General features: G+C 61.4%; 23 protein-coding genes and 2 tRNA genes. 9 read left to right on the top strand and 16 right to left on the bottom strand.

Annotated features, from left to right (window positions below; translation table 11 throughout):
* Positions 1-59 precede the first annotated feature (59 nt).
* On the bottom strand, positions 60-284 hold the full coding sequence (locus RFM68_RS19285; RefSeq protein ID WP_320234598.1) for a hypothetical protein: 225 nt from the start codon (positions 282-284) through the stop codon (positions 60-62).
* A gap of 320 nt (positions 285-604) precedes the next feature.
* Between RFM68_RS19285 and RFM68_RS19280 the strand changes: the two genes are divergently transcribed.
* Together RFM68_RS19280 and RFM68_RS19275 are read left to right on the top strand one after the other, a co-directional pair.
* Positions 605-679 (top strand) — tRNA-Thr (locus tag RFM68_RS19280).
* 78 nt (positions 680-757) lie between these two features.
* A tRNA-Cys gene (locus RFM68_RS19275) sits at positions 758-832 on the top strand.
* Between the two features lie 55 nt (positions 833-887).
* Here RFM68_RS19275 and RFM68_RS19270 read toward each other — a convergent pair.
* Complete coding sequence (locus tag RFM68_RS19270; RefSeq protein WP_320234597.1) at positions 888-1,634, bottom strand: GGDEF domain-containing protein; 747 nt, start codon at positions 1,632-1,634, stop codon at positions 888-890.
* A gap of 263 nt (positions 1,635-1,897) precedes the next feature.
* Positions 1,898-2,608: a thermonuclease family protein gene (locus RFM68_RS19265; protein WP_320234596.1), complete on the bottom strand. Its 711-nt coding sequence runs from the start codon at positions 2,606-2,608 to the stop codon at positions 1,898-1,900.
* A gap of 206 nt (positions 2,609-2,814) precedes the next feature.
* Between RFM68_RS19265 and RFM68_RS19260 the strand changes: the two genes are divergently transcribed.
* Complete coding sequence (locus tag RFM68_RS19260; RefSeq protein WP_320234595.1) at positions 2,815-3,351, top strand: hypothetical protein; 537 nt, start codon at positions 2,815-2,817, stop codon at positions 3,349-3,351.
* A gap of 36 nt (positions 3,352-3,387) precedes the next feature.
* On the opposite strand, the gene RFM68_RS19255 is transcribed toward RFM68_RS19260, so the two are convergent.
* From RFM68_RS19255 to RFM68_RS19210, 10 genes are all read right to left on the bottom strand, one after another.
* Positions 3,388-3,951, bottom strand: a complete 564-nt coding sequence (locus RFM68_RS19255; protein ID WP_320234594.1) for a hypothetical protein — start codon at positions 3,949-3,951, stop codon at positions 3,388-3,390.
* Positions 3,948-4,523 (bottom strand): L,D-transpeptidase, encoded by a 576-nt coding sequence (locus RFM68_RS19250; protein WP_320234593.1) that lies wholly within the window; start codon positions 4,521-4,523, stop codon positions 3,948-3,950. Before RFM68_RS19250 ends, RFM68_RS19255 begins: the two co-directional genes overlap by 4 nt.
* Positions 4,510-5,673 carry a CpaE/TadZ family protein gene (locus RFM68_RS19245; protein ID WP_320234592.1) on the bottom strand — a complete coding sequence of 388 codons (1,164 nt, stop codon included), beginning with the start codon at positions 5,671-5,673 and terminating at the stop codon, positions 4,510-4,512. The genes RFM68_RS19250 and RFM68_RS19245 overlap by 14 nt, the downstream gene beginning before the upstream one ends.
* Positions 5,670-6,296, bottom strand: coding sequence for a TadE/TadG family type IV pilus assembly protein (locus RFM68_RS19240; protein ID WP_430694888.1), 627 nt, complete (start codon positions 6,294-6,296; stop codon positions 5,670-5,672). Before RFM68_RS19240 ends, RFM68_RS19245 begins: the two co-directional genes overlap by 4 nt.
* A 2-nt stretch (positions 6,297-6,298) precedes the next feature.
* Positions 6,299-6,826, bottom strand: a complete 528-nt coding sequence (locus RFM68_RS19235) for a TadE/TadG family type IV pilus assembly protein (protein WP_320234590.1) — start codon at positions 6,824-6,826, stop codon at positions 6,299-6,301.
* Positions 6,827-6,831: 5 nt separating this feature from the next.
* Positions 6,832-8,367, bottom strand: coding sequence for a TadE/TadG family type IV pilus assembly protein (locus tag RFM68_RS19230; RefSeq protein ID WP_320234589.1), 1,536 nt, complete (start codon positions 8,365-8,367; stop codon positions 6,832-6,834).
* Between the two features lie 63 nt (positions 8,368-8,430).
* Positions 8,431-8,733: a hypothetical protein gene (locus RFM68_RS19225; RefSeq protein WP_320234588.1), complete on the bottom strand. Its 303-nt coding sequence runs from the start codon at positions 8,731-8,733 to the stop codon at positions 8,431-8,433.
* Positions 8,720-10,165: a type II and III secretion system protein family protein gene (locus tag RFM68_RS19220; RefSeq protein WP_320234587.1), complete on the bottom strand. Its 1,446-nt coding sequence runs from the start codon at positions 10,163-10,165 to the stop codon at positions 8,720-8,722. The genes RFM68_RS19225 and RFM68_RS19220 overlap by 14 nt, the downstream gene beginning before the upstream one ends.
* A 51-nt stretch (positions 10,166-10,216) precedes the next feature.
* Positions 10,217-11,233, bottom strand: a complete 1,017-nt coding sequence (gene cpaB / locus RFM68_RS19215) for a Flp pilus assembly protein CpaB (RefSeq protein WP_320234586.1) — start codon at positions 11,231-11,233, stop codon at positions 10,217-10,219.
* Between the two features lie 113 nt (positions 11,234-11,346).
* Positions 11,347-11,553: a Flp family type IVb pilin gene (locus RFM68_RS19210; RefSeq protein WP_320234585.1), complete on the bottom strand. Its 207-nt coding sequence runs from the start codon at positions 11,551-11,553 to the stop codon at positions 11,347-11,349.
* A gap of 498 nt (positions 11,554-12,051) precedes the next feature.
* On the opposite strand from RFM68_RS19210, the gene RFM68_RS19205 reads away from it, so the two are divergent.
* The 6 genes from RFM68_RS19205 to RFM68_RS19180 are packed head-to-tail and all read left to right on the top strand — an operon-like array spanning position 12,052 to position 17,532.
* Positions 12,052-13,440 carry a TadA family conjugal transfer-associated ATPase gene (locus RFM68_RS19205; protein WP_320234584.1) on the top strand — a complete coding sequence of 463 codons (1,389 nt, stop codon included), beginning with the start codon at positions 12,052-12,054 and terminating at the stop codon, positions 13,438-13,440.
* The gene (locus RFM68_RS19200; RefSeq protein WP_320234583.1) at positions 13,440-14,411 is read left to right on the top strand and encodes a type II secretion system F family protein; all 972 of its coding nucleotides are present in this window, start codon (positions 13,440-13,442) and stop codon (positions 14,409-14,411) included. The genes RFM68_RS19205 and RFM68_RS19200 overlap by 1 nt, the downstream gene beginning before the upstream one ends.
* An 8-nt stretch (positions 14,412-14,419) precedes the next feature.
* Positions 14,420-15,376 carry a type II secretion system F family protein gene (locus tag RFM68_RS19195; protein ID WP_320234582.1) on the top strand — a complete coding sequence of 319 codons (957 nt, stop codon included), beginning with the start codon at positions 14,420-14,422 and terminating at the stop codon, positions 15,374-15,376.
* Positions 15,377-15,430: 54 nt separating this feature from the next.
* Positions 15,431-15,982 (top strand): tetratricopeptide repeat protein, encoded by a 552-nt coding sequence (locus RFM68_RS19190; protein ID WP_320234581.1) that lies wholly within the window; start codon positions 15,431-15,433, stop codon positions 15,980-15,982.
* Positions 15,979-16,524: a prepilin peptidase gene (locus RFM68_RS19185; protein ID WP_320234580.1), complete on the top strand. Its 546-nt coding sequence runs from the start codon at positions 15,979-15,981 to the stop codon at positions 16,522-16,524. The genes RFM68_RS19190 and RFM68_RS19185 overlap by 4 nt, the downstream gene beginning before the upstream one ends.
* A gap of 18 nt (positions 16,525-16,542) precedes the next feature.
* Positions 16,543-17,532, top strand: coding sequence for a phosphatase PAP2 family protein (locus RFM68_RS19180; protein ID WP_320234579.1), 990 nt, complete (start codon positions 16,543-16,545; stop codon positions 17,530-17,532).
* A gap of 334 nt (positions 17,533-17,866) precedes the next feature.
* Here RFM68_RS19180 and RFM68_RS19175 read toward each other — a convergent pair whose 3' ends face one another.
* From RFM68_RS19175 to RFM68_RS19165, 3 genes are all read right to left on the bottom strand, one after another.
* Positions 17,867-19,231 carry a type 1 periplasmic-binding domain-containing protein gene (locus tag RFM68_RS19175; protein ID WP_430694892.1) on the bottom strand — a complete coding sequence of 455 codons (1,365 nt, stop codon included), beginning with the start codon at positions 19,229-19,231 and terminating at the stop codon, positions 17,867-17,869.
* Positions 19,232-19,273: 42 nt separating this feature from the next.
* Entirely contained in the window at positions 19,274-19,642 is a 369-nt protein-coding gene (locus RFM68_RS19170; protein WP_320234577.1) for a hypothetical protein, read from the bottom strand.
* A gap of 119 nt (positions 19,643-19,761) precedes the next feature.
* On the bottom strand, positions 19,762-21,923 hold a 2,162-nt coding region (locus RFM68_RS19165), incomplete at its 5' end, for a DUF5801 repeats-in-toxin domain-containing protein (RefSeq protein WP_320234576.1).

The following is a 21,923-nucleotide window of genomic DNA, read 5'->3' as shown; positions in this document are numbered from 1 at the left end:
GAAATAGGATTTCCCCCAGACCCTGACCGATAGTGGTCGGCCAGTGTGGCTGATTTCGGTTAGTCCTTGTGCATTTTTCCAGCAGCCGGCAATCCTTCCGGTCGATCGTCGGCGTCGCCGGCGCGCTGCTTGTCAGCGTCGCCGGTGCGTTGCTTGTCAGCGTCGTCGGGGCGTCGCGAGCGGGCCTGCGCCTTGCGCTTCTGCAGATTGGCGCGCAGCGCCTCGGCCAGCCTGCCCTTGCGCTCGCCGTCGCCCTTTTTCGGTGGATTTGCCTTGTCGTTCATCATCCAATCCCTGACCGGCGGTCAGCCGGCCGCGATTCCGCAATGGCTCGAGCAATTCCAGGAAAAGTGTGAAACGGTTTTCCGTCCGGAATTGCGTCAGACAAAATAGAGCGGTTCGCCGTTTCCATGAAACGGTGAAATGCTCTAGCATTTTAGCGCGGCCATGTCATGAAAGCAGGCCGAGAGCCGGTTTCGCGCTGTGGATCAGTCACGCACGCCGCCTCAAACCGCCTGACGGTTGCCAGGAATCATATGCGACGCTTTGGGCTTTTCTTGGCCTTGCGCTTGCCGGTTCGATATGGCAGAAGCCGCCATCGCAGGCTGCGGTAGCTCAGTGGTAGAGCACTCCCTTGGTAAGGGAGAGGTCGAGAGTTCAATCCTCTCTCGCAGCACCAGATTTTCCCTGTCGCTGTTGCATCGGACAACGCTTGACGGCATTCCAGCGCCAACCTATTGCGAAGCCCCGCATACGAGGCCTCGTGGCGGAATGGTTCACGCAGAGGACTGCAAATCCTTCAATCCCGGTTCGATTCCGGGCGAGGCCTCCAATTCCTGCGCCATGCTTGCACTGGCGCGACCAAGACGCAGACCAATCTCGCCGGCTCAGTTGGTGACATGCGACAGCCGCAGACCGGCTTCGTCCGGGACTTCGGCCATGCCTTCCTCGGCGAAACGGAACATGTCCTCGAAATCCAGCTCATGTTCGAAAACGACGCCGCCGACGCTGATCGCGAGCACGTCCTTGTCGCCTTTCGGGGCGAAATAGATATCGCCGACCGTCCCGCGAATGCGCTGGCCAACCTCCTTGGCGTCCTCCTCGCTCGCGCCCGGAAGGAAGACGCCGAACATCGAGGTCCCGATCCGGCCGATCAAATCGTCCTTGCGCACCGAGGACCGGATGGCCGATGCGATCAGCCGCAAGGCCTCGTCGCCCCATTCGAGACCGAAGCGCAGGTTGATCGATGCCAGATGCTCCGGATGGACGACCAGAAAGGCGCCGGAGCGCGGGCCGACCGGTCTCGCCGCCCTTCTGTCGACCATCGACGTGAACACCTTGCCGTTCAGGCAACCGGTCAGCTGGTCGAAGGTGCCGGACCTGGTGAGCTCCTGCCGGTAGCGGCGGATCTCGATCTGTTGCCAGCCGAGCAGGGCAAACAGCGGCAGGCCGATGATAATCGGGACGATGATGGCCGTAACCGCCCCGCGGCCGAACGGCGTCAGGCTGTCGCTGAACAGCATCAGGTAATTCAATGCGAGCGAAAGGCCGACGCAGACGGCAGTGCCAAGCACGGCGAGCCAGATAACCTGCTTCCATGTCCGAACCGGCGCGGACTGCGTTTTCGTGGGCAAGGGCCAATCTCCTGTTCGACGCATCGGCTTACAGGAGGTCCGTTACGATTTCGGTTTCAGGCAAGCGTACAATTTGATGCAAAGTCGCCATCTTCTCCATGGGAGTGCTGGATACGGCGCGCGCCGGCGGCCGCGGCCCTCGCGCTTGATAACCTGCCCGGCCGCTGCGGCAGTTCACGGTTTTTAGAAGCGCTGAACCGCTCTGACCATTCTGCTTTCACGCAATTCCGGGGCGGAACCGGGCACGGGTTCCGCCAATTGCGCTATTGCGGTGGCCCGAAAATGCCCATCCTGGCGTCTCTCGCCACCGCTTCCGCCTTGCCGTAAATGCCGGTGGGAGCAGCCATCGCCCAGCCGTTGGAAACCAGCCAGGCGCCGACATCCTGCTTGCCGAGCATGCAGGGCGCGGCGATGGTGAAGCGATCGGCATCCGGCGGCAGCAGGCATTTCAGCGCCCGGCCGCGCAGCCGGGCGTTGAAGGCGGCGCGGGCGCGCTGGCCGCAGGGCCAGGCGGCGTTGTCGAACGAACAGGTCCTGCCGGGATCTATGTCGACCGTCCCGCTGATGGCGACCGTGCGTCCCATGGCTTCGAAGACCGTCGAGGAAGTCGCGACCGGACGGAAAAGCAACGTCCCGCGCCAATCCTGCGGCATCGGCGTCTTCGGCATCGGTGCGAGCCCCAGTTCGCCGAGCGGAGGGCGCGGCTCGATGCGCTCGATCCCGGATGGGTCGAGCGGCGGCGGCGCAATGAGATGCTCGGCGATCTTGCGCGCCGGCTGGCCTGGCCGCGTGTCTTGAACCGGGGTAATGGAGGCAGGCTTCAGATCACCGGTGCCTTGGACCTGTGTGATCGAAGGCCGACCGGGCGGCAGCCAGCGCCCGCCCTCGGCGATCAGCAACATGCCGGCGATGAGCCCGAGACCGCCGAGCGCCGGCGCCAGCAGCGGACGGCCAGGCGGTTTCGCCTGGCTCACACGCGGATCATCGCGGGGTCGCGCCGATTGCCGGCGGTGCCGCTCGAGCCTAACCCGCTGGATACTGTCAACACGGCGCCACCCCCGATCGTTGAACCGGATCATACATTAGACGCGAGCGACATTCCTTGAAAAGCAAGGCGTTGCGTTAAGTCTCGCGCAACCAATGCGGCTTAGAATCGGCCATCGGATGTCGAGGGGATGACATGATGCGCAAGCCGATCCTGCTTTTTGCCTTTCCGGCCCTGATGCTGCTTCTGCTGGCGGCGGAGCGAGTGGCGGCGATGCTTCTCGGCTTCTATCCGGCCAGCCCGGCCGCATGGCATGCCTGGCTCGAGCTGCGGCCGTTCTCGACCATGTTCTGGCAGCAGGTGCACGCCTATCTCGGCGGGTCGATGGCCCTCGACGCGGCCATCATTGCCTTCGCGGCGGGTGCCTGCTGGATGATTTGCCAGGCAAAAAGGTCAGCCGGGTTTTTCCTTGCCAATCATGCCGCCCTGCTTTTTGCCGGCAAGATGATCGCGCTGAGCAGCCATGCCGAAACGGCGAGCACCATTGCGGCCTTCACCATACCGAACGGCTTGCACTTTTCGCTGATGCTCGACTTCAGCGCCAAGAACAGCCTGGTGCTGTGCCTAGGTCTCGCGGCCTGCGCATACTGCCATGTGGCCTTCCTGCGCGAGGCCAAGGCGCGTGCCGAGGCTCGCACGGTGCGCATCCTGGCGCTGCAGCGCGATCTGTAATGGTCCTGGTTCAAGCAGCGGCGACAACCTGCGTGATCAGTTGATCTTCTTGTAATAGACCTTGCCGTCGGGCTGCTGGATGCGCTGGTAGGACGGATTGGGGCCCGGAGGCGCGACCTTCCTCTTGAACGAGCGCTGCGCATCAGTGGGATCGGCGCCGCTTTCGTCGGCAGCGGACGCATCCGCCACCGTGGTATTGTCTGTCATCGTCGGCTCGGGCGCGCTGGGCGGCGCCGGCTCGCTGGCGGCAACGGGCTGGCCTTGCTCCAGTTTGGCGATATTGCCGTTGATCCGGCCGAAACTCGCCTGCAGCTGGCGGTCCAGCGACTCGAACCGGCTCTGGAAACCGTTGTTCACGGTGTCGATGCGGGCGCCGATCCGCTGCTCGAACTGGCCGAGCTGTTCCAACCGCGCCTCCATCGTCTTGAGGTCGTTGACGCCGCGATAGAGATAGACGGCGGCGGTCACGTTGACGGCGGTGACGAGCGCCGCACCTGCCGCGACGGCACCGATGAGCCTGGCCCGGCTCGGCCTGCCCGGGGCTTTTTCCCGTTCGCCAAGCTCGATTGCCGGAACGTCCGGCTCGCTGATCATCGTCATTCAACCACCACCTTTGCGCCCACCGCGACGCGCTTGAAGAGATCGATCACATCGGTGTTCGTCAGCCGGAAACATCCCGACGTGCCGTCGAAACCGACGCCCCTGGGATCGTTGGTGCCATGGATGCGATAGAGCGTGTCGCGCCCGTCGCGCGCGAGATACAGCGCCCTGGCGCCGAGCGGATTGTAGGGACCGGCCGGCACCATCGCCGGCAGCTCCGGCCGGCGCGCGCGCATTTCCTTGGGCGGGCGCCATTGCGGCCACTCGGTCTTGGAGGCTACCTTGACCGTTCCGGTCCAGCCGAAGCCGTCGCGGCCGACGCTGATCTGGTAGCGCAGCGCCTGGCCCTGGCCGGTCACCAGATAGAGTGCCTTCTCGGTCTTGCGGATGATGATCGTGCCGGGCTGCTCGCCGGTCTGGAAGGCGACCGTCTTGCGCAGGCTGGGGCCCATGGCGGGCAGCGGCGGCAGGCCCGATCCGCCCATCGCCACGTCGCAGGCCGACGCCAGCGCGATGCCGATCAGGCCGGCGGCGGCAAGACGCCTGGCTATACGAAGGCTAGCGCTGGGCATTGTCCAGCCGTTCCTTGAACATGCGCTTGAGGTCTTTGTTGAAGCGCGCGCGTCCGTCCACCTCGGAAGGCAGGATGGCGCGGTTCAGCGCGTCGGCCAAAAGCGCGTTGTCCAGCGCCAGCGACTTGATGTTCGGCGCCTTGAAGATCTTCTCCAGCTCGCTGCGCGAGAAATGGTTGCCGAACCATTTGCGCTTGTGCTTGTTGGCGACCAGCGTGATGCTGACCTTGTTGCCGCGCAATTCGCGGATCTTCTTGTAGAGCCGCTTGCCTTGCCTGAGCGAGGCGACGTTGAGCTCGAAGACGATGAAGATCTCGTCGCTCGTGCGCAGCACCGAATCGTGCCATGGCGTCTCGATGTTGGGCAGGTCGATGACGATGTCGTCGAAGCGGTAGGCGACGAGGTCGAGCAGCCGGAAGACGAAGTCGGAACCGTGCGGCTCGAAAGGCAGTTGCGGCCGCTCGAAGGAATAGAGCGTGAGGCCGGATGGCCGCGACAATTTGATGACGTCCATGAGCTCGACGTCGAGCCGGTCCGGCTGGCCGATGATGCCGGAGAGGTCGAACTGGTTGAACTGGTTGAGATAGGCGCCGCAATTGGCGCTCTGGAAATCGAGGTCGACGAGGCAGGTCGAGCCCGCCCGCTCGGCCGACTTCGAGGCGAGGTGCTCCGCCGCCGAGATCGCCAGCGTGGTGGCGCCGGCGCCGCCGCTCGCGGCGATGAAGGTGACGATGCGGCTTTTGGTGCCCTGGCTGCCGGTGTCATGGAAGGTGACGGCGTTGAGCAGCTCCTTGGCGTCGAGCGGCTTGTGCAGCCAGTCCGACGCATTCATGCGCACCAGAACGCGCGTTTGTTCGGAGGTGAGCTCGTCGGAGATCGCGATCAGCGGCACCGAGGCCCAGGCCGCGCGCGCTGCGACGATCGCCGGATTGCCGAGCAGTTCGCCATTGCCGAGATCGAGTATGATGATGCCGGGGCGGCTGTCGACAGGCGGCCCCTTCAGGAACTCCGCCGCTTCCGAGATCTTGACGTCATAGATCGCCAGCGCGTCGAGCCTTGTCGTGACGTCGCGCTTGAAATTCGCATCGGACGAAAACAGCGCCACCTGCTTGCGTTTTGTGGGGAGGACCCTGGTGTCGATGGCGTTCATGGCGATGTACTCTTTAAATCTTCACCCGTTACAGTACTCAGCATGGAGGGCATGGCCATATTGCCGAACCCGAGCAATCCGCCCAGGAAGAAGAACTGGAAGTTCACGTTCTGCAGGCTGACCGTGATCGTCGGCACAGCGCCGGTCGCGCGCGTCTGGTAGCCGAGGCCGGTGGCGGTGTAGCGGACGACCACATTGGCTGGTTGCAGCAACGGGAAAAAGTCGCACATGCCGGGGCGACTGCCGGCCACAGGGCCGCATATTCCGTCGTCGCCAGCATAAATCCTATTGAAATTTGCTGCTGTCCATACGCCAGCGACGCAATATGCTCCCGTGCACGTGCAGGTCGAAGTAGCTCCGTTGCAGATGTAGGCGAAGGATCCTGCAGGCACCGGATTTCCCGGCGTTGCCGTAGGGCCGGCTGTTGCAATTTGCGGGGCAATTGGATCGGATATGGAGGCTAACCGAGCACCGACCTGAACAGCCTTGGTCGCTGCGTTCCATTGGTAGAGAGCGTAACCGAAATCGACGAATCCGAGTGTCAGCGCAAAGAGCAAAGGAGCGACGATGGTCGTCTCGACCATGGCCGCGCCGTGCTCTGATTTTGCGAAGCGCCTCATCATCGTCAGAACCGGATCAACCGCTCCTCATGAAAGCCATTCAGCGTGATCGGGCCGATATTAAGCAACGAGAGCATTCCGATCCCGTTGTAGACTAGAGTGCCTGCGGCCCTGACAATGCAGACTTGCGCAGTGGTAGACCGATATTCGGTCACACCGGCAACCACCGCGTCGTGACAAGAGCCGGTGTCACCAATCGTCACCGTCACATCAGATTTCTGCCAGCCCGTGATGCGCGCGCTGCCCGTCCCCGCTGTATTGCCATACACTGCGATGTTCGTGGCGATGTCCGAGCAATTGATCGCCGCAAGTCCGGCATTGGTATAGAGTTGACTGTTGCAGCGCGCGGCAAAACGGGACGCGTCGGACAGGCCGGCCTCCATCAGCAGCTTGTCGTGGATCAAGTTGCCGAATTCGAACACACCTGCCGACAAGCTCAGCATCAATGGCGCAATGAAGGCCATTTCGACGAGCGACGTACCGCGATCTTCGTGTCGAAATCGCTTAAGTTGGCGGTACAGCCTCATGATCATGGCCATCACCGGTAAAGCTGCGCTTCATCGCGCACGAAACTATTGAGTGTCCCTTGGCCATTGGCCCCGGTCACGTCCACCAGTTCCACCATGACCGAAGCGTCGTCTGAGGCAGACGGGACTGGCTCCGTTAGGAAGAAGCTGCCGAAGGCTTCGACTGGCAGATTGGTGCTGTGTCCAGACAGGTCGTTGCCCGCCGCTTCAAGTGCGTTGCAATTCAGGATGGCGCCATAGAGAAGACGGCGGTCGACGGACGTGACCGGCGGCTGACACGCGTTAGCCGGCGTGCCGACTTCGCCCCCGGTCGAGGCCGTCCCCACCAGACCTTGTGCTATCTCGTATTTGTAAACGTCATAGCGGCTCGGCTTGGTCGTATCCCAGGAAGAGGGATGGGAGGCGGAGCTGAAATTGGTGCTCCAATAGCCAGAGAGATTCCAATTGCCATCGCCCATCCGTCCGTTCATGTACGGCGTTGTGGCATCTCTGGGCAGCCCCATGTTGCCAGGACCATTAAAGGTCAACTGGTTAAATTGAGGGCACTGGTTGCCCTTGCTGCTGGGCACTGCCCCCTTCCGTACATTCGAGGCCGGCCCGTATACGGCACTATTGAAGCCGCCGCCCGTTGCCCTGATCCCGAAGCGAACGTTGAAAGCATCCTGCACCGGTCCCGCGTTCTGCCCGGTCTTGGTCGAGACATGGCCGGATTCGTAGCAGCCGATCGGCTTAGACGTCGCGATCGTCTCTGCGAGGGCCTGAGCGCCATTCCCCACGCCGGCGGGAGGCTCGAGGAAGCCGAAATTGCCCGGGCCGGCAGCAGCCCCATTTCCGACCTTCCTCAGTTCGATCAATCGACGACGAACGGCCGGGTCGGAAACAGCCTGTTTCAATGTGTATCCACCGGCGGTATTCGTTCCGTTCGCATCCATCTCATAGGGGTTGCAGATGAAGACCGGCGTGAAATCGCAGACGCCCGAGACGAAGCCCGCGACGGCGACTGCTCCGACGGTAAAGCTATTGTCTGCTGCGTTGCCTGAAATGAATGATGCCGGGAATATCGCATCAAAGCCATTGGGAGCGACCGTTACCTGGATAAACTGCGTTTCCAGTTGTCCAATTGCTGGGTCGGCATCGGCCAGATAGGTTGCCAGGTTGGCGGCCGTTATCTGGGTGCTGTCCGCCGCCGGGATCGCCTTCAGAAAACACCAGGAAATGTTTCCGGCGCTGTTGCAGTTCGCCGTGCCTCCCGGCTGTCCGGCTGCCAGAGTGAACCTGCCCGAAGTCGAGAAATTGCTTTCATTGTGGACCAGCGTTGCCATGGCGCGTTCGGCTCGCGCCCAGGAGCCGGTTGACCCGTCCAATTCGGCCGCGCCAGCCAAGGCAAATGCGTCCGTCGCCTTCTGGAGATCATTGTGCAGGTTGTTGGCCCGACTCATGTCGATGGCCAGTAATGCAAAGCCAACGATCACCGGCAGCATGATGGCGACGAGGATCATCGCTATGCCGCGCTGATCGTCCCAGAATTCACGAATGGTCCTCAACATGATCTACTCTCTGTTCCATTCGTGCCAGGCGTCCTCGCGCGCCCGACGCACCGCATCCTCTGTTCACTTCACTCCGTTGGTCGCGCCCGACGGGCCGACATTGACCGTCATGTTCGTCGCCGGCGCGGTTGTGCTTGGCGGAAGCTTGTATTTCTGGACGACGGCGACGGACCGTGCGCCGTCGCCTTCGATCTTCGTGTTGTTCGAAGCCGGATTATACGGGTCGACCGTCTGCAGCAGCTGATTGGTCTTCTGCGAATCGCCCGCCGCCAGCGTCATCGTGTCGTAATTGTTCAGATAGTCGGCTGCGCAGCCCGCGAGCAAGCTGTTGCCGAGAAGGATGAGCAGGAGCTTACTTCTTGACATAGACCAGCTTGTCCTTCGATTTCACATCCAGCATGTGGCCGTAAGGGCCGGTGACGCCTTCGCCATGCTCGTACATGCGGATCATGTCCTTGTTGACTTCGAGCTGGCCGAGCAGCATGAGCTCCGGGTCGTTGGCGGGCTTCGTCTTGTCGAATGGCGTCGCCAGCTGCTCGCCGGGCCTCACCGGCCGCACGAGATGCGGGGTGACGATGACCACCAGTTCGGTCTCTTCCTTCTGCGTGCTCGAATTGCGGAACAACACGCCGACGATCGGCACCTGGCCAAGCCATGGCACCTGGTCTTGCTGTATGGTGTTCTTGCTCGAAAGCAGACCGCCCACGGCGAAACTCTGGCCGTCGCGCAGGTCGACCACCGTCGACAGTTTGCGGTTGGTGAAGATCGGATCGCCGGCGGCGGTGAAGCCGGTCAGGTCGCTCACTTCCGGCGCCAGCTTGATGTGGATCTTGCCGTCGTCCAGCACCACCGGCGTGAAGTTCAAATTGACGCCGAACTGTTTGAAGACGATCTCGACCTCGCCTTGGGCGTTGACGCTGCGCACCGGCACCTCGCCGCCCGCATTGAAGCTGGCCGTCTCGCCGGAAACCGTGGTGAGGTTCGGTTCGGCCAGCGTGCGCACGACGCCCTTTGCCTCCAACGCCTCGATGATCAGATCGACCTTGAGGTTGTTGTCAATTACCCTCGTTATCAGCGCTGCAAATGGGGTGGTGTTCGACAAAAGGCCGGAGAGGATATCTCCCGGGCCGAGCACCTTATTGTCCTTATCGACTGCCGCATCGCCCGTACCGGTTCGAGTCGTGCCGCGGCTATTCGTGCTTCTGAACGACACCCCAAGATCACGGCCCGCATTGCGCTTGGCCTCGAGAATGCGCACCGACAGATTAACCTGCTCGCTGTCGTCGATCGTCACGGCGTTGATGATGGCGTCGGGACCATATTGCTGGGTGACTTCCACGATGGATGCCAGGGTCGCGGCGTCCTTCACGTGGCCGGAAAGCCTGACCTTGCCATTGATCGAACCGATCTCGATGCGCGCCTTTGGTGCCACCTGGCGAATGGCCACCGCCATGTCGCTGACATCCTGGCCGACCTCGATCTGGATGGTGCCCAGCGAACGCTTGTCTTCGGAAAACAGATTGACGGTGGTGGTGCCGACGCTCTTGCCGATGATGTAGAGCGTCTTGTCGGTCATCGGTTGCGCGTCGGCGATCTTCTCGTCGCCGACGACGATGTCGCCCAAGGTAGCGTTCACCTGGATCGTGGCCGATTGAGAGACGGGCACGAAGACACGGTGGAGCGACGGACTCGACACGTCGACGAAGCGGTCAGCCGCCGCGGCCGGAGGGCCGGAGATCGCCGATACACCCACAAAGGATAGCGCGGCCGCCGCCATCCTTATCCAAATCCCCTTCATTCCCCGTCTCCCCGCTTGCTGCCGATGGCAGCTCCGCCGCGCCGACCCTCGTCAGTCTTGTCGCGGCACTTCATATGTTTCCAGCTTGATACCACGGAACACGCCGACCGTCGCCTGCTTAGGCGGTTCCGGCTGGACGTATTTGATTACTTCCTTAACCTGCTGCTGGGGCGCGGCGGCCACGACCGTAACCGGCTTTGCCTTGCTCATCTGGTCTAGCTGGCTGCCGACCCGATCCACCGCCTTGGCCAAGCCATCGATTTTCTCGTCGGCTTGCTTGCGGGCGGCCTCCTCGGCAGCCTGCCTGTCGAGCTCGGCCTGGCGCTTGGCGACGTCGTCCGGCGTGTCGCCCGTCAGGTCCGCCAGAGTGACCCTCTCATTCATCTCGCCCTTGCTGCCGGCGGCCTGGCGCAACGCCAGTGACAACTGGCCAGCGCCCGCGGCCAATGTGAGCTTCTGCGCATCTTTCGTGCTCACCTCCACGGTTACCGCTTTGACGACCGTCGGATTGTCCTTGGTCGCATCGGCGACCTGGTCGACGGCAAGCACCTTGACGCTTTGCAGCAGCACATCGACGAAACTCTTGTCGGCGCCGTCCTCACTACGAACGTTCCGGGTCAGAAGCACGTCGACCCTGTCGCCGGGGAAAACAAATCCCGCGACGCCGAGCACGTCATTGACCCTGATGGAAACGGCTTTCATGCCCTCGTCAAGAACGGCCGAAAGCGTGGCGCGCTGTCCCGGGCCGGTGATCTTCGCAGCGAGAACAGGTTCGTTGGCGCTGATGGACTGCAGCGCCTGGCGCGCGCCGTTGCCGGCCATAGCCTCCTTGACCGTCTTGAAGGCGCCTGCCGGCATCGCTCCGGCCGGCCATGCAATTTCGCGTAATTTGTCGGCGGTCAGCGCGTCTCCGAATTTCAAAGGCACCGCCGCGACCACGACCGAGCTGGCCTGTACGCCATTGGCCAGAGCGTTTCGCTGCCCCGCCAGCCAGATGTTGACAAGTACGACCGCCAAAACGCCGAATATACCGGCGAGCACGATCATGATGAGTGTATTGGCGCGCATTTTCCCAAACCCCTTGGACCCGCCTTAGCGCTTGCAATCTCGGGCTTGGCCCGAGATTGCAATATCAGTTCGGCCAGGCCCAAGGATCGACCCCGGGCCTGGCCATTTCTAGCTTAGCAGGCCATGCCTTGGCCGTTGTTCGGGTCGGTCGCCAGATTGGTGCACAGTGTGCTCCAAGCATTGGTGACATAGACACCGACGGCGATGATGAACGTGATCACCGCCGCGGTGATGATACCGATCAGAATCGAATATTCGACCATAGCAGCGCCGTTATCGTCGTCGCGGAACTGCCGGGCCATCGTCATGAGCTTTTTCATGTCAATTTCTCCCTTTGGAGGTTTGAACCCGACGAGACAGAGCCAAGGATGAACCCCATACCCAAGCATCCCCCGTCACGTTCAATCCTAGGTCGCGTGAAAAAGCCGAGTCAAACGGATTAACAGTCCCTTAACCTTTCAATACTCGTTCAAACGCTTTTTGAATTTCCACAACAGCTTGATTCGCCTCACTTTTCAAGTGGTCTTAACCATTCGTTCACATTTCCGCCGCAGCCTGACCCCGCTACCGCCACATTAGAAACAATACATATCTCATTATATCTAATGGCTTAGCGGACCAATTCTGCCCTATGCAAGGACAAAGGTCGTAGGACTTTAGTCTGTGTACCAAGCGTAAGGAGAAATAAAACGATTTCCCGATACCTCATCTCTTAACTATGTCGCAAGTAATATACACTGTGTGGCTTGCAGGCCGCTTGTGCCCCTCGTGGTTAACGCTTAGTTTCCATCTGGGGAAAATATAAGGGGGTAAGCGGCATGTTGGGTCGCTTCATCAAAGGGCCGAACGAACAGAAGACGCCGCTGGCGCCGGTCGTCGCTGTTGCGCCGAATGGAGCGGCCGCTGCTGCACCCGCGGCGGAAGCAGAGCCACAGGGCGATGATTTCCTGACTCTCAAGGTCGAACTGCACCGCCATCTCATCGACCGTTTCAACCTGACGGCGCTGGAAAGCGCGTCCAAGGACGAGATCCTGAATGAGATCCGGCCGATCGTGCGCGAGTTCGTGCGCAGCCGCAATGTACCCCTGAATGCCCGCGAGCTCGATCAGCTGACGAGCGACACGGCTGACGAGATGCTGGGTTTAGGTCCTATAGAACCTCTGCTCAAGGACGACTCGATCACCGATATCATGATCAACACGCATGAGCGCGTTTTCATAGAGCGTCGCGGCATGATCGAGCAAACCTCGATCCGCTTTCGCGACGAGGCGCATCTGCTGCGGATCATCAACAAGATCGTGTCGAATATCGGCCGTCGGGTCGATGAATCCTCGCCCATGGCGGATGCGCGCCTCGACGACGGCTCGCGCGTCAACATCGCCGTGCGGCCCGTTTCGATCGACGGCCCGCTGGTGTCGATCCGCAAATTCTCGAAGAATCCTTATTCGCTGGAACGCCTGATGGCGTTCAATTCGATCCGCCAGCCGATGATCGACATGCTGCGCATCGCGGTGCAAGCGCGCAAGTCGATCCTGGTTTCAGGCGGCACCGGCAGCGGCAAGACCACGCTGCTCAACGCACTGTCGAGCTACATCCCGTCGAAAGAACGTCTGGTCACCATCGAGGACGCGGCGGAACTGCAACTGCAGCAGCCGCATGTCGGCCGGCTGGAAACGCGTCCGCCCAATGTCGAGGGCAAGGGCGAGATCCGCCAGCGCGAACTGGTGAAGAATGCGCTGCGCATGCGCCCCGACCGCATCATCGTCGGCGAGGTTCGCGGCGAGGAAGCCTTCGACATGCTGCAGGCCATGAACACCGGTCACGAAGGCTCGATGACCACCATCCACGCCAACACGCCGCGCGATGCCATATCGCGAATGGAGCAGATGGTCGGCATGGCCGGAATGCCTATGTCGCACGATTCTATCCGCGCGCAGATCGCCTCCGCCCTCGACATCATCGTGCAGACGCAGCGTCTTTCCGATGGCGGCCGGCGCGTGATCTCGATTTCGGAAATCACCGGCATGGAAGGCAATGTCGTCCAGCTTCAGGAAATCTATCATTATGTCCGGCGCGACGTTGCCGCCGACGGCGCCATCATCGGCGAATTCCGCGCCACCGGCGTTCGCCCGCGCTTCGCCTCGGAGGCGGCAACGCTCGGCCTTCACTTCGCCAAGGACGCCTTCAATCCGCAGGTGGCCATGTAATGCTGACGGGACAGACGCTGCTCTATTTCATCTACGTGGTTGCGGCCGCCTCCATCATCCTTGCCGGTGAGGCATTTTACCTCTCTCTTACGCGCCGGCGCTCGCATCGTGTCGCGGTCAACCACCGGCTTCGCCGTCTCGCCGATGAGGCGCCCGCGGAGCAAACCCTGCAAAGCCTGCTCCGCGAACGCGGCCTGACTGGTTCAGGAGACTTCGCGTCCAGCTTTATCTGGTTGAACCGGCTGTACACCCGGTCCGGCATAACCGGAAACCCGATAACCTTCGCGGTGTCGTTCCTTCTCGCCGGTTTAGCGCTGGCGCTGGTTCTCTGGTTCCTGATTGGTCTCTCGGCGCCGGCGGCTTTCCTTATCTTCCTGGGAGTGGGGTTCGCATTGCCGCTGCTTGTCCTGCGCCGAGCCTGCAAAAAGCGGATATCGAAGTTCGCCAGGCAATTGCCCGATGCGCTCGACATGATCGTCCGTTCGCTCCGCGCCGGTCACCCGGCTTCGGTCGCAATCGGTCTTGTCGCCCGCGAAATGCCTGATCCGCTCGGCACCGAATTCGGCATCGTCGCCGACGAGATCACCTTCGGGCTAAGCATGGAGCAGGCGGTGCGGAAACTGTCGGAGCGGGTCGGCTTCGAGGGTCTGCACCTGCTGTCGGTGTCGCTCTCGATCCAGGCCAAGACAGGCGGTAACCTCACCGAGATCCTCGCGAACCTGTCATCCGTGCTGCGCGAAAGGCGGAAACTTGGATTGAAGATCAGGGCGCTTTCGGCCGAGGGGCGGGTATCGGCATGGATCATCTCGCTGTTTCCTGCCTTTATGTTTCTGATCCTGATGCTCGTGGCGCCCTCTTACTATGGTAAAGTCTGGGGCAGCCCGATGATCCTTCCAGCATTCCTCTCATTCGGGAGCTGGGCCTTGATCGGCGTCTACATCATGTATCGCATGGTCACTTTCGATTTCTAGGAGCGACCATGAGCCTGCTTTCGAACACGAACGACCTGACCTTTCTGGTGTCGCTCGCCGTCTTCGTGGCGGCGGTGACCCTGTTTCTGTTCGCCGCGCTGGTTTTCCTGCCCGCGATGCAGACGCGCAGGCTGGTGACTGACAGTCTCGTCGGCGATGGGCGGGTCGATCGCCGCTCGATCCTGGGACAGGACCATCTCGTCCGGGCCGCGGCGCAAAAGCCGGTCGAAGCCTACTTCAGATCCATGGAGAAGGAGCGCAATGAGCCTGATGCTCTCGAAGCCAAGCTTTTTCGCGCCGGTTTTTATGGCGGGAGCGCACCGCTTATCTACACGCTTTGCCGGCTGGGGGCCGTCGCCATAGGTTTTCTGCTTATGTATGCCCTCCTGTCGAGGGTACTTCCGGCGCGATTGCCCGGCATCTTCGCCTTTGCGGGCGCGGGCCTGATCGGCCTCGGCTGTATCGTCATCCCGGGCATCATGCTGGATCGCTTCGAGAATAAGCAGAAGCAGATCTATCGCCGCGCCTTTCCCGATTTCATGGACATGATGATCACCTGTGCCGATGCCGGCATGAGCCTGGAGGCGGCGGTCGAACGGGTAAGCCAGGAACTGGCGGGCACGCACAAATGGCTGGGTATCCAGCTCACGATCATGAATCTGCAATTGCGAGCCGGCAAGCCGTTGCGCGAGGCCTTGCGTGAGCTCGCCGATCGCATCGGACTGGACGAAGCGAAGGCATTGGCGGTCCTGTTCCGGCAATCGGAAGAGCTGGGCACCAGTCTCACCGACGCCCTGCGCGTTTACAGCGCCGAAATGCGAGATCAGCGGATCCTGCAAGCCGAAGAACGTGCCAACTCCTTGCCCGTCAAGATGACGATCCCGCTTGGCCTTTGCATTTTCCCGGTGGTACTGATGATCATCATGCTGCCGGTTATCATTCGCATGAAGGGCATTTTCTTCTGATCTGTCATATGATTATCTTCTAAAACTGAGTCGGAGGGCTCCTTGGGGCACAAAATGATAATGCCGATGCGCCTCGCCGCAGCCAGCGTGCTGCTGGTCATGCTTGCCGGTTGCCAGTCGACCGACGGCAACAGTACGGGCGTCGTGCGTACCAACGAGCCGGCCAAAGGCGACTACACCGCGTTTGGCGATACCTTCGATGGGTTGAAAACGATCAGTGACGTCGATTACTACGCGTCGGATCAGGCGGTTACCGAGGCCAAGACCCAGTTCCGTTCCGAAAATTACGGCAATGCCGGCGCCCTTTTCTACAAGGCCACGCGGCTGGCGCCAAATGATGGGGTCGCCTGGCTCGGCCTTGCCGCGTCCTGCGATCGCATCCGCCGCTTCGATTTGGCTGACATGGCCTATGGCCGGGCCTACCGCCTGCTTGGCGCGACGCCGGAATACTACAACAATCTCGGCTATTCCTATTTGCTGCGCGGCAAGCTGCAGGATGCGCGCAGCAACTTCCTCAAGGCGTACGAGCTAGCGCCGAATGATCCGACCGTGGCCAACAATCTCAAGCTGCTGTCATCCAGCGTCCGGAACATAGAGCGGTCATGACCGTTTTGCTGACCGCTTCGCTCGTCTTCAAGGGGCTGGCGATCTTGCTGCTCGGGCGTGTCGCCTGGACAGATTTTTCCACGCAGCGCATATCGAACCGTGACGTGCTGCTGTTGCTCTGCCTCGGCCTTGGAGCTTTGCAATTCCAGGCATTGCAAACTCACTCATGGCTGGAGATGGGGATCAGCGCCTTTGGTGGTGGTGCGCTGTTCCTTGCGTTGTTTCCATTCTGGCTTTTGCGCAAGATTGGCGCCGGCGACGTCAAGCTGATGAGCGTAACTCCGTTTCTGGTGGGCGGGAGCAATCTCGCGGTGTTTTCCGTGTTCCTGCTGGTCTTCGCGGTCGCCACGGCTGCTTTGGTCAAGAATCCCTTCCTGCTGCCGGCAGGGATGTTTCGCCATTATGTGCAGCATATGGATCGCAACGGTGTCGTGCCGTTCGGCGTGCCAATTTCGATGGCGGCGATCTGTGCAATAGTTTTGCAGACGTATCACGCTCTGGTGGTTGCAACCAGTTCCGGAATACTTGAGCAACTCAACTGACAAAGCTGAGGCGTCGCGGTGCGCAGTAGCGAGTTCAGACTGGCTGCAACGATAGCAACTGTCACGCTAGCCTTCTTTGTTGTGGACTTCTTCTATTTCCGACGCTCCAGCATCATTCTCGATTCGGACAATTGGCTCGAATTGGCCAAAGTTATGATGGTGCTCGCGGCAATCATTGTCGCGATGATGCTGGTGGAATGGCGAATCGAAAAAGACAGGTCACGGGTGGGGCGATCAATCGCGGCCAGTGCCACCGCCGTCCGCTCGCTCGCCAAAAATGCCTGCCTTTTCGTCCCAATGAGTTTTGCGTCGGTCTGGTTCATGTATCTAGCTTCCGCAACTGATAGGCCGCTGATGGACCAAACATTGGCGGCGCTAGACGCAACGATAGGGTTCGACTGGCGAGCCTTTCTCGATCTCACGAACAAGCAGCCATTAGTGGCAGGGGCGCTCGTTTTCGCTTACCACGCGCTTGCGCGGCAGCTTCCGCTTCTGCTCCTTTTGCTGGCCTTTGCAAAGCGTCCTCGTCTTACCGAGTTCATCGCCCTGCTGGCGGTTTCGTCGGCGCTAACCGCTACCTTGATGTCGCTTGTGCCGGCGGCCGGAGCCTATGCGTATTTCCAGCCGAGACCAATCGACTTCAGCAATTTCACGGCACGAGCGGGAATGTGGCACTTCACCGAGCTGATGAGGATACGATCGGGAGCGCCATTTGATCTACTCGTGACAAGGGCCGAAGGTCTCGTCACTTTCCCATCCTATCATACCGCACTCGGCATCATGGTAGTCTATGCGCTTCGAGACTACCGCTGGTTGTTCTGGTCTGTAGGATGCCTGAATACCGTAATGATTGTCAGCACACTTCCAGAAGGCGGACACCACCTCATCGACGTGATTGCAGGTGCAGTGGTTGCCGTTGCTTCCATTGTTGCCGTCAGGAAGATCGCCTCTTACGATCGTGGGGAAGCCCTTGCCGCTCCGGCGGTTTTTCCACTAACCAAAGGTTGACGCTCTGGGCTCCTGCGGCGGAACGGCTTCCCGTTTAAGCCTTCAAAAACCTCCAGTTGAGCTGCGAAACCCCGTGGTCCGGTGTACAGGCAAAAAGCTGCGAGGGCTGACTGCCGGTTCATTTGGCAGCTATGTCAGGTGCCGGTTCCATTGCCGCACCGGCTTCTTCTTGATGACAGACACAGGCGGCGGCTCGTCGGACACGGCTGGTTTTGGCGAGACAAACACCAAGCGTTCGATGACGGCTACCGCGCCTCCCACCACCGCGGCAATTGCAGCCAAAACGAGAAGCTTTCTAAGAAAATCCAACGAGACCCCCAGAGCTCAAGTTGTTCTAAAACCCCGCCGTCGATTTCTCCACCAGCTTCAGCTGGCCCTTTTCCACCTTGAAGAACGGCATCGACCTCTGGCTCGAGCCGTCGGCACGGAAGCGGAACAGGCCGGTCGAGCCGCGGAAGCCGCTGGCATTCTCCAGCACCTGCTTGCTGAAGCCGTCGGGTCCGGCCGAGCTGGCGATGCCCGCGCTCAGCGCCACCATGTCGTAGGCGTAGGCCACGTTGACGTCGGGCTGATAGTTGTAGGTCGCCTTGAAGCGGTCGGCGATCGGCCCGGTCTCGCTTTGGTCGAGCGTCGCGATATAGGCGCCTTCGTAGAGCGGATCCATGGGATGCTCGAGCCAGCGGTCGGTGCCGATCAGCGTCACGGCTTTGCCCGGAATGCCTTTCGCCTTGAGCGCCGCAAGCACCGCGGTCGGGCTGCCGTCGCCGCTGACGACGACGACGGCGTCGGGCGCGTCGACCAGCGAGCCCATGTCGGACACCACCTTCGCGCCGCCGTCGCTCGCCGAATAAGGCAGCGTCACCGCAAGCGCGGCGCCATAGATGCTGAGCGCGTTGGCGACCCGCGATTCGGCAGCGCTCGAGTCCGCGCCCGCCGGCACCATCAGCACGAATTTCTTGGCGCCCTTGCTGGCAATTGCCGCGGCACCCGCCGCGGCACTATCGGCTTCGCTGAGCCGCACGGAATAGATACCGGGCCCGCCGGCGAAATTGTCGGCCAGCGCCAGCACCGGCGGCCGCTTCGAGCCGGAGAGCTTGGCAAGGTGCTGCGTGGCGGCAAGCTCCGACGGTCCGATGACGACCTTCGCGGTGCCCGACGTGATCGCCTTCACCGCCAGATCCTTGGCGTAGCCGCTGTCGCCGCGCGTATCCTCAATCGTCAGCGTCAACAGCTTGTCGCCGAGATCGGCCATCGCAAGCCGCGCGCCGTCATACATTTTGCGGCCGTTCTCGCCCGTGCTTCCGGGGGCCGAAAGCGGCAGCAGCATGGCCACCTTGGTCGGTCCCGTGCCGAGCGTCAGGTTGCCTTGCGCGACGGCGGTCGAGGTCGGGCCGCCCTGGGTCGGGCTGCCCACGGTTGCGCTGCCCTGGATCGGGCTGCCCGGGGTCGCGCCGCCTTGGGTCGCGCCGCTTGCCTGCTGGGAGGATGCTGCCGCGCTGCCCGCCTGTCCGGCGGGTGCCGCGATCGCCGACGGATCGAGCACGTCCGATGCGCTGCTCTTGGACTGGCATCCGCACAGCATCAGGGCGAGCCCGAAAGCGATCGCCAGGGCTCGCCAACGCTCGCGTCGGAAATCAGCTTGCCGCGCTACGCCGGCAGCCGGCGCCGCGGAGGCGTCCGCCTTCGCCCAGGCTTTCATGGCCTTCATCGCAACCGGCCGGCGCAGCGCTCGCCCGTCAGCTCAATTCATGTACTCGACCATGCGGTCGTGGAAGCACTCGCATTTGTTGAGCGTATCTTCGTCCTTGTAGTTCGTCTTGAGGTAGCCATAGGCCATGCCGCAGGCGACCTTGGCTTCCGAGGCCCAGACGAAAGCGGGGCGCGACGAGTTGATCCATTCCGGGCTGTTGGCGACGGCGACCGATTCGTCCATCAGCTTCACCACATGGTCCTTGAGCTCGACCATGTTGTCGGTCAGCACCAGGTCCGAGGTGCCGACGGTGCGGCAGTAGTTCACCGCCGGCTCGCCGATGATATCGGCGGCGAAGCCCGTCGATCCGGCGAGCAGCAGCACCGCGGCCGAAGCCAGCAATCTCACGGAATGTTTCATGTAAGCCCCTCTTCGAATTGCCAGTTTAAGCGTCGCTGATGCATAGCATGGGAGTGTGAGCGTGCGCTACATCGCCGCGCTACCAAGTTTGCTCCTTCATCAGCGCGTCAGTCATGCCGTCAAGTCACAGTTTCTGTATGTGCTGTATGGGAGTGATCATACAGAATGTTGATCGTTGACCCAACGCCAACGTTCGTCAGCGTTGCCACTTCGACCATATTGGCCCCAGCGGCTGTGCCGTTGTCATCGACCATCACGTGAGCCGCGCTACCTGAGAAGGTAACGTTGACCGAGTCGCCTACCTGCTGATCGGTAGTCGGCGCGTTGGCCCCTAGCGATTTAAGCAGTTCTGACAGGTCGATAACGTCCTGGCCAGGCGTATAGTCCGCGATGACGTCGGCCACATGGACCGTAAGCTTGGATGGATCGATCACAAATGTGTCGTTGCCCGCGCCGCCGGTGATGTGGTTGAGGCCAGCGCCACCATAGAGGATGTCGTTACCGTCACCACCGATAAGCGTGTCGTTGCCTGATCCGCCGGCGATCACGACGCCGTCATTTCCGTCGACTGGAGCAAACGCTGTGTTATGCGCGTCGAGCGTCAGCGAGGAAGTTGTGGCGATCGTCAGCGGATCGGTGAGTGGGGAGGTATCCCCATCGCGATCGGTTGCCGACAGGCCGAAATTCATCGTGAGATCGTGGATCGTCGTCACCTCGCCATAGGTAATGTTGTTGAAAGCGAAGGTGGCGTTGCCGCTGACTTGATGGTCATAGGTGACGTTGATGTTGTCGTAGGTGTGATTGACATACAGCGTATAGGTGCTGGTCGCTGCGTTGAATGCCACGCCCCCATTGGTGGTCAAAAGAGTGTTGTCCGAGGTCTCCACGACCTTGATCGAGATGTCGGTAGAGGGCTTTGTAATCTGAAGGTCAAAGTCCCTGACGGAGCCGCCATTGTCGAGGACATGGAACTGGATGTCGGCGACACTGCCATTGCTCCCGCCCCACTTGTTGAGAACGAAGCTGACTGTTGTCTGATCCTGCGAGAAGTTGAGGTGCAGCGTCTCGTGCGGATCCATCTGCTGCCCGCTGCTGCCGACCGCGATGCCAACGTTGGAAGCCTTGACCTGCCCCGCAACGCCGTTGAGATCGCCGGTGATGACGAGTTGGCCGTCCGGCGAGGTAAGCGAATTTTGTCCGCCGCCGGAAGACGTGAATGCGGAATCCCCGGTCACGGTCGTCGTGGTAATCACCGACGGCGAGTTCAAGGTGTAATCGTAGGTGCCATTCGCATTGAGATCGAGCGTGAAGAAGGCGCTGCCTGCCGGATCGCCCGAGTTCGAATAGGCATGCATCAGCACGCCGCCGTCGGCCTGTGGGGTCTCGGTGTAGTAGAAAGTGAAGATCACAGCGTGCGTGGATGCGTCTTGAACCTGAACGGTCGTAACGCCCAAGTTGGCGCTCTGGGCGAAAGTGACCGCGCTGCCGCTGTATACCCCACTCGCCTGAAGCGCGAGCGACAGGTGATCGAGCCCGTCGGCGCCGAAAGCCGCGTTGTAGAGCCCGGTGAAGCTGGTACCGGCCTGGTTGGCCACGACCGCATCCATAACGGAGGTGAAGACCGGGCCGTCGTCATGGAAGGTGGCCTTGGAGCCGAGGTCGAGCGACTGCGAGGCCTTGTCGCCGTCATTGTCGGTCACCGTCGCCGTCAGCGTCACCAGGCCCGAGGTCAGGCTGATGCCTTCGGAGCTGTCGGTCGGATTGTCGGCGGTGTTCTCATGCACCGCGCGGTCCTGCGTCAGCGTCACCGCGCCGGTCGAGGCGTTGACCGAAAGCGTGAACACCAGGAAGGCCGGATCGCCGCTGTGGCCGGTCACATAGCCCGACACCGTGTTGCCGCTCTGCGCTAGCACGACTGCCTGGCCGGTCGCCGAGTCGATCAGGTTGGAGGCCGAGCCCGAGAGGCTGACGCCGTAGCTGGTGGTGGCGCCGTCGGCGCCCTGCACCACGGTGAAGGCGCCGGCAAAGCTCTGCGTGTCGGTGGTCGCGCCGGCAGGCCCGGTGCCCGAGCCGGCAACGCCGTTGGTCGCCGCCGTCAGATAGCTCTCATCCACATTCAGCGTCGGCGCCGGCGTGCCGCTCAGCGCGATCGAGGGGCCGTCGTCATGGAAGGTGGCCTTGGAGCCGAGGTCGAGCGACTGCGAGGCCTTGTCGCCGTCATTGTCGGTCACCGTCGCCGTCAGCGTCACCAGGCCCGAGGTCAGGCTGATGCCTTCGGAGC

The organism is Mesorhizobium montanum, assembly GCF_033977145.1.
Lineage (GTDB): Bacteria > Pseudomonadota > Alphaproteobacteria > Rhizobiales > Rhizobiaceae > Mesorhizobium > Mesorhizobium montanum.
This window is presented reverse-complemented; position numbering and strand designations above follow the sequence as displayed.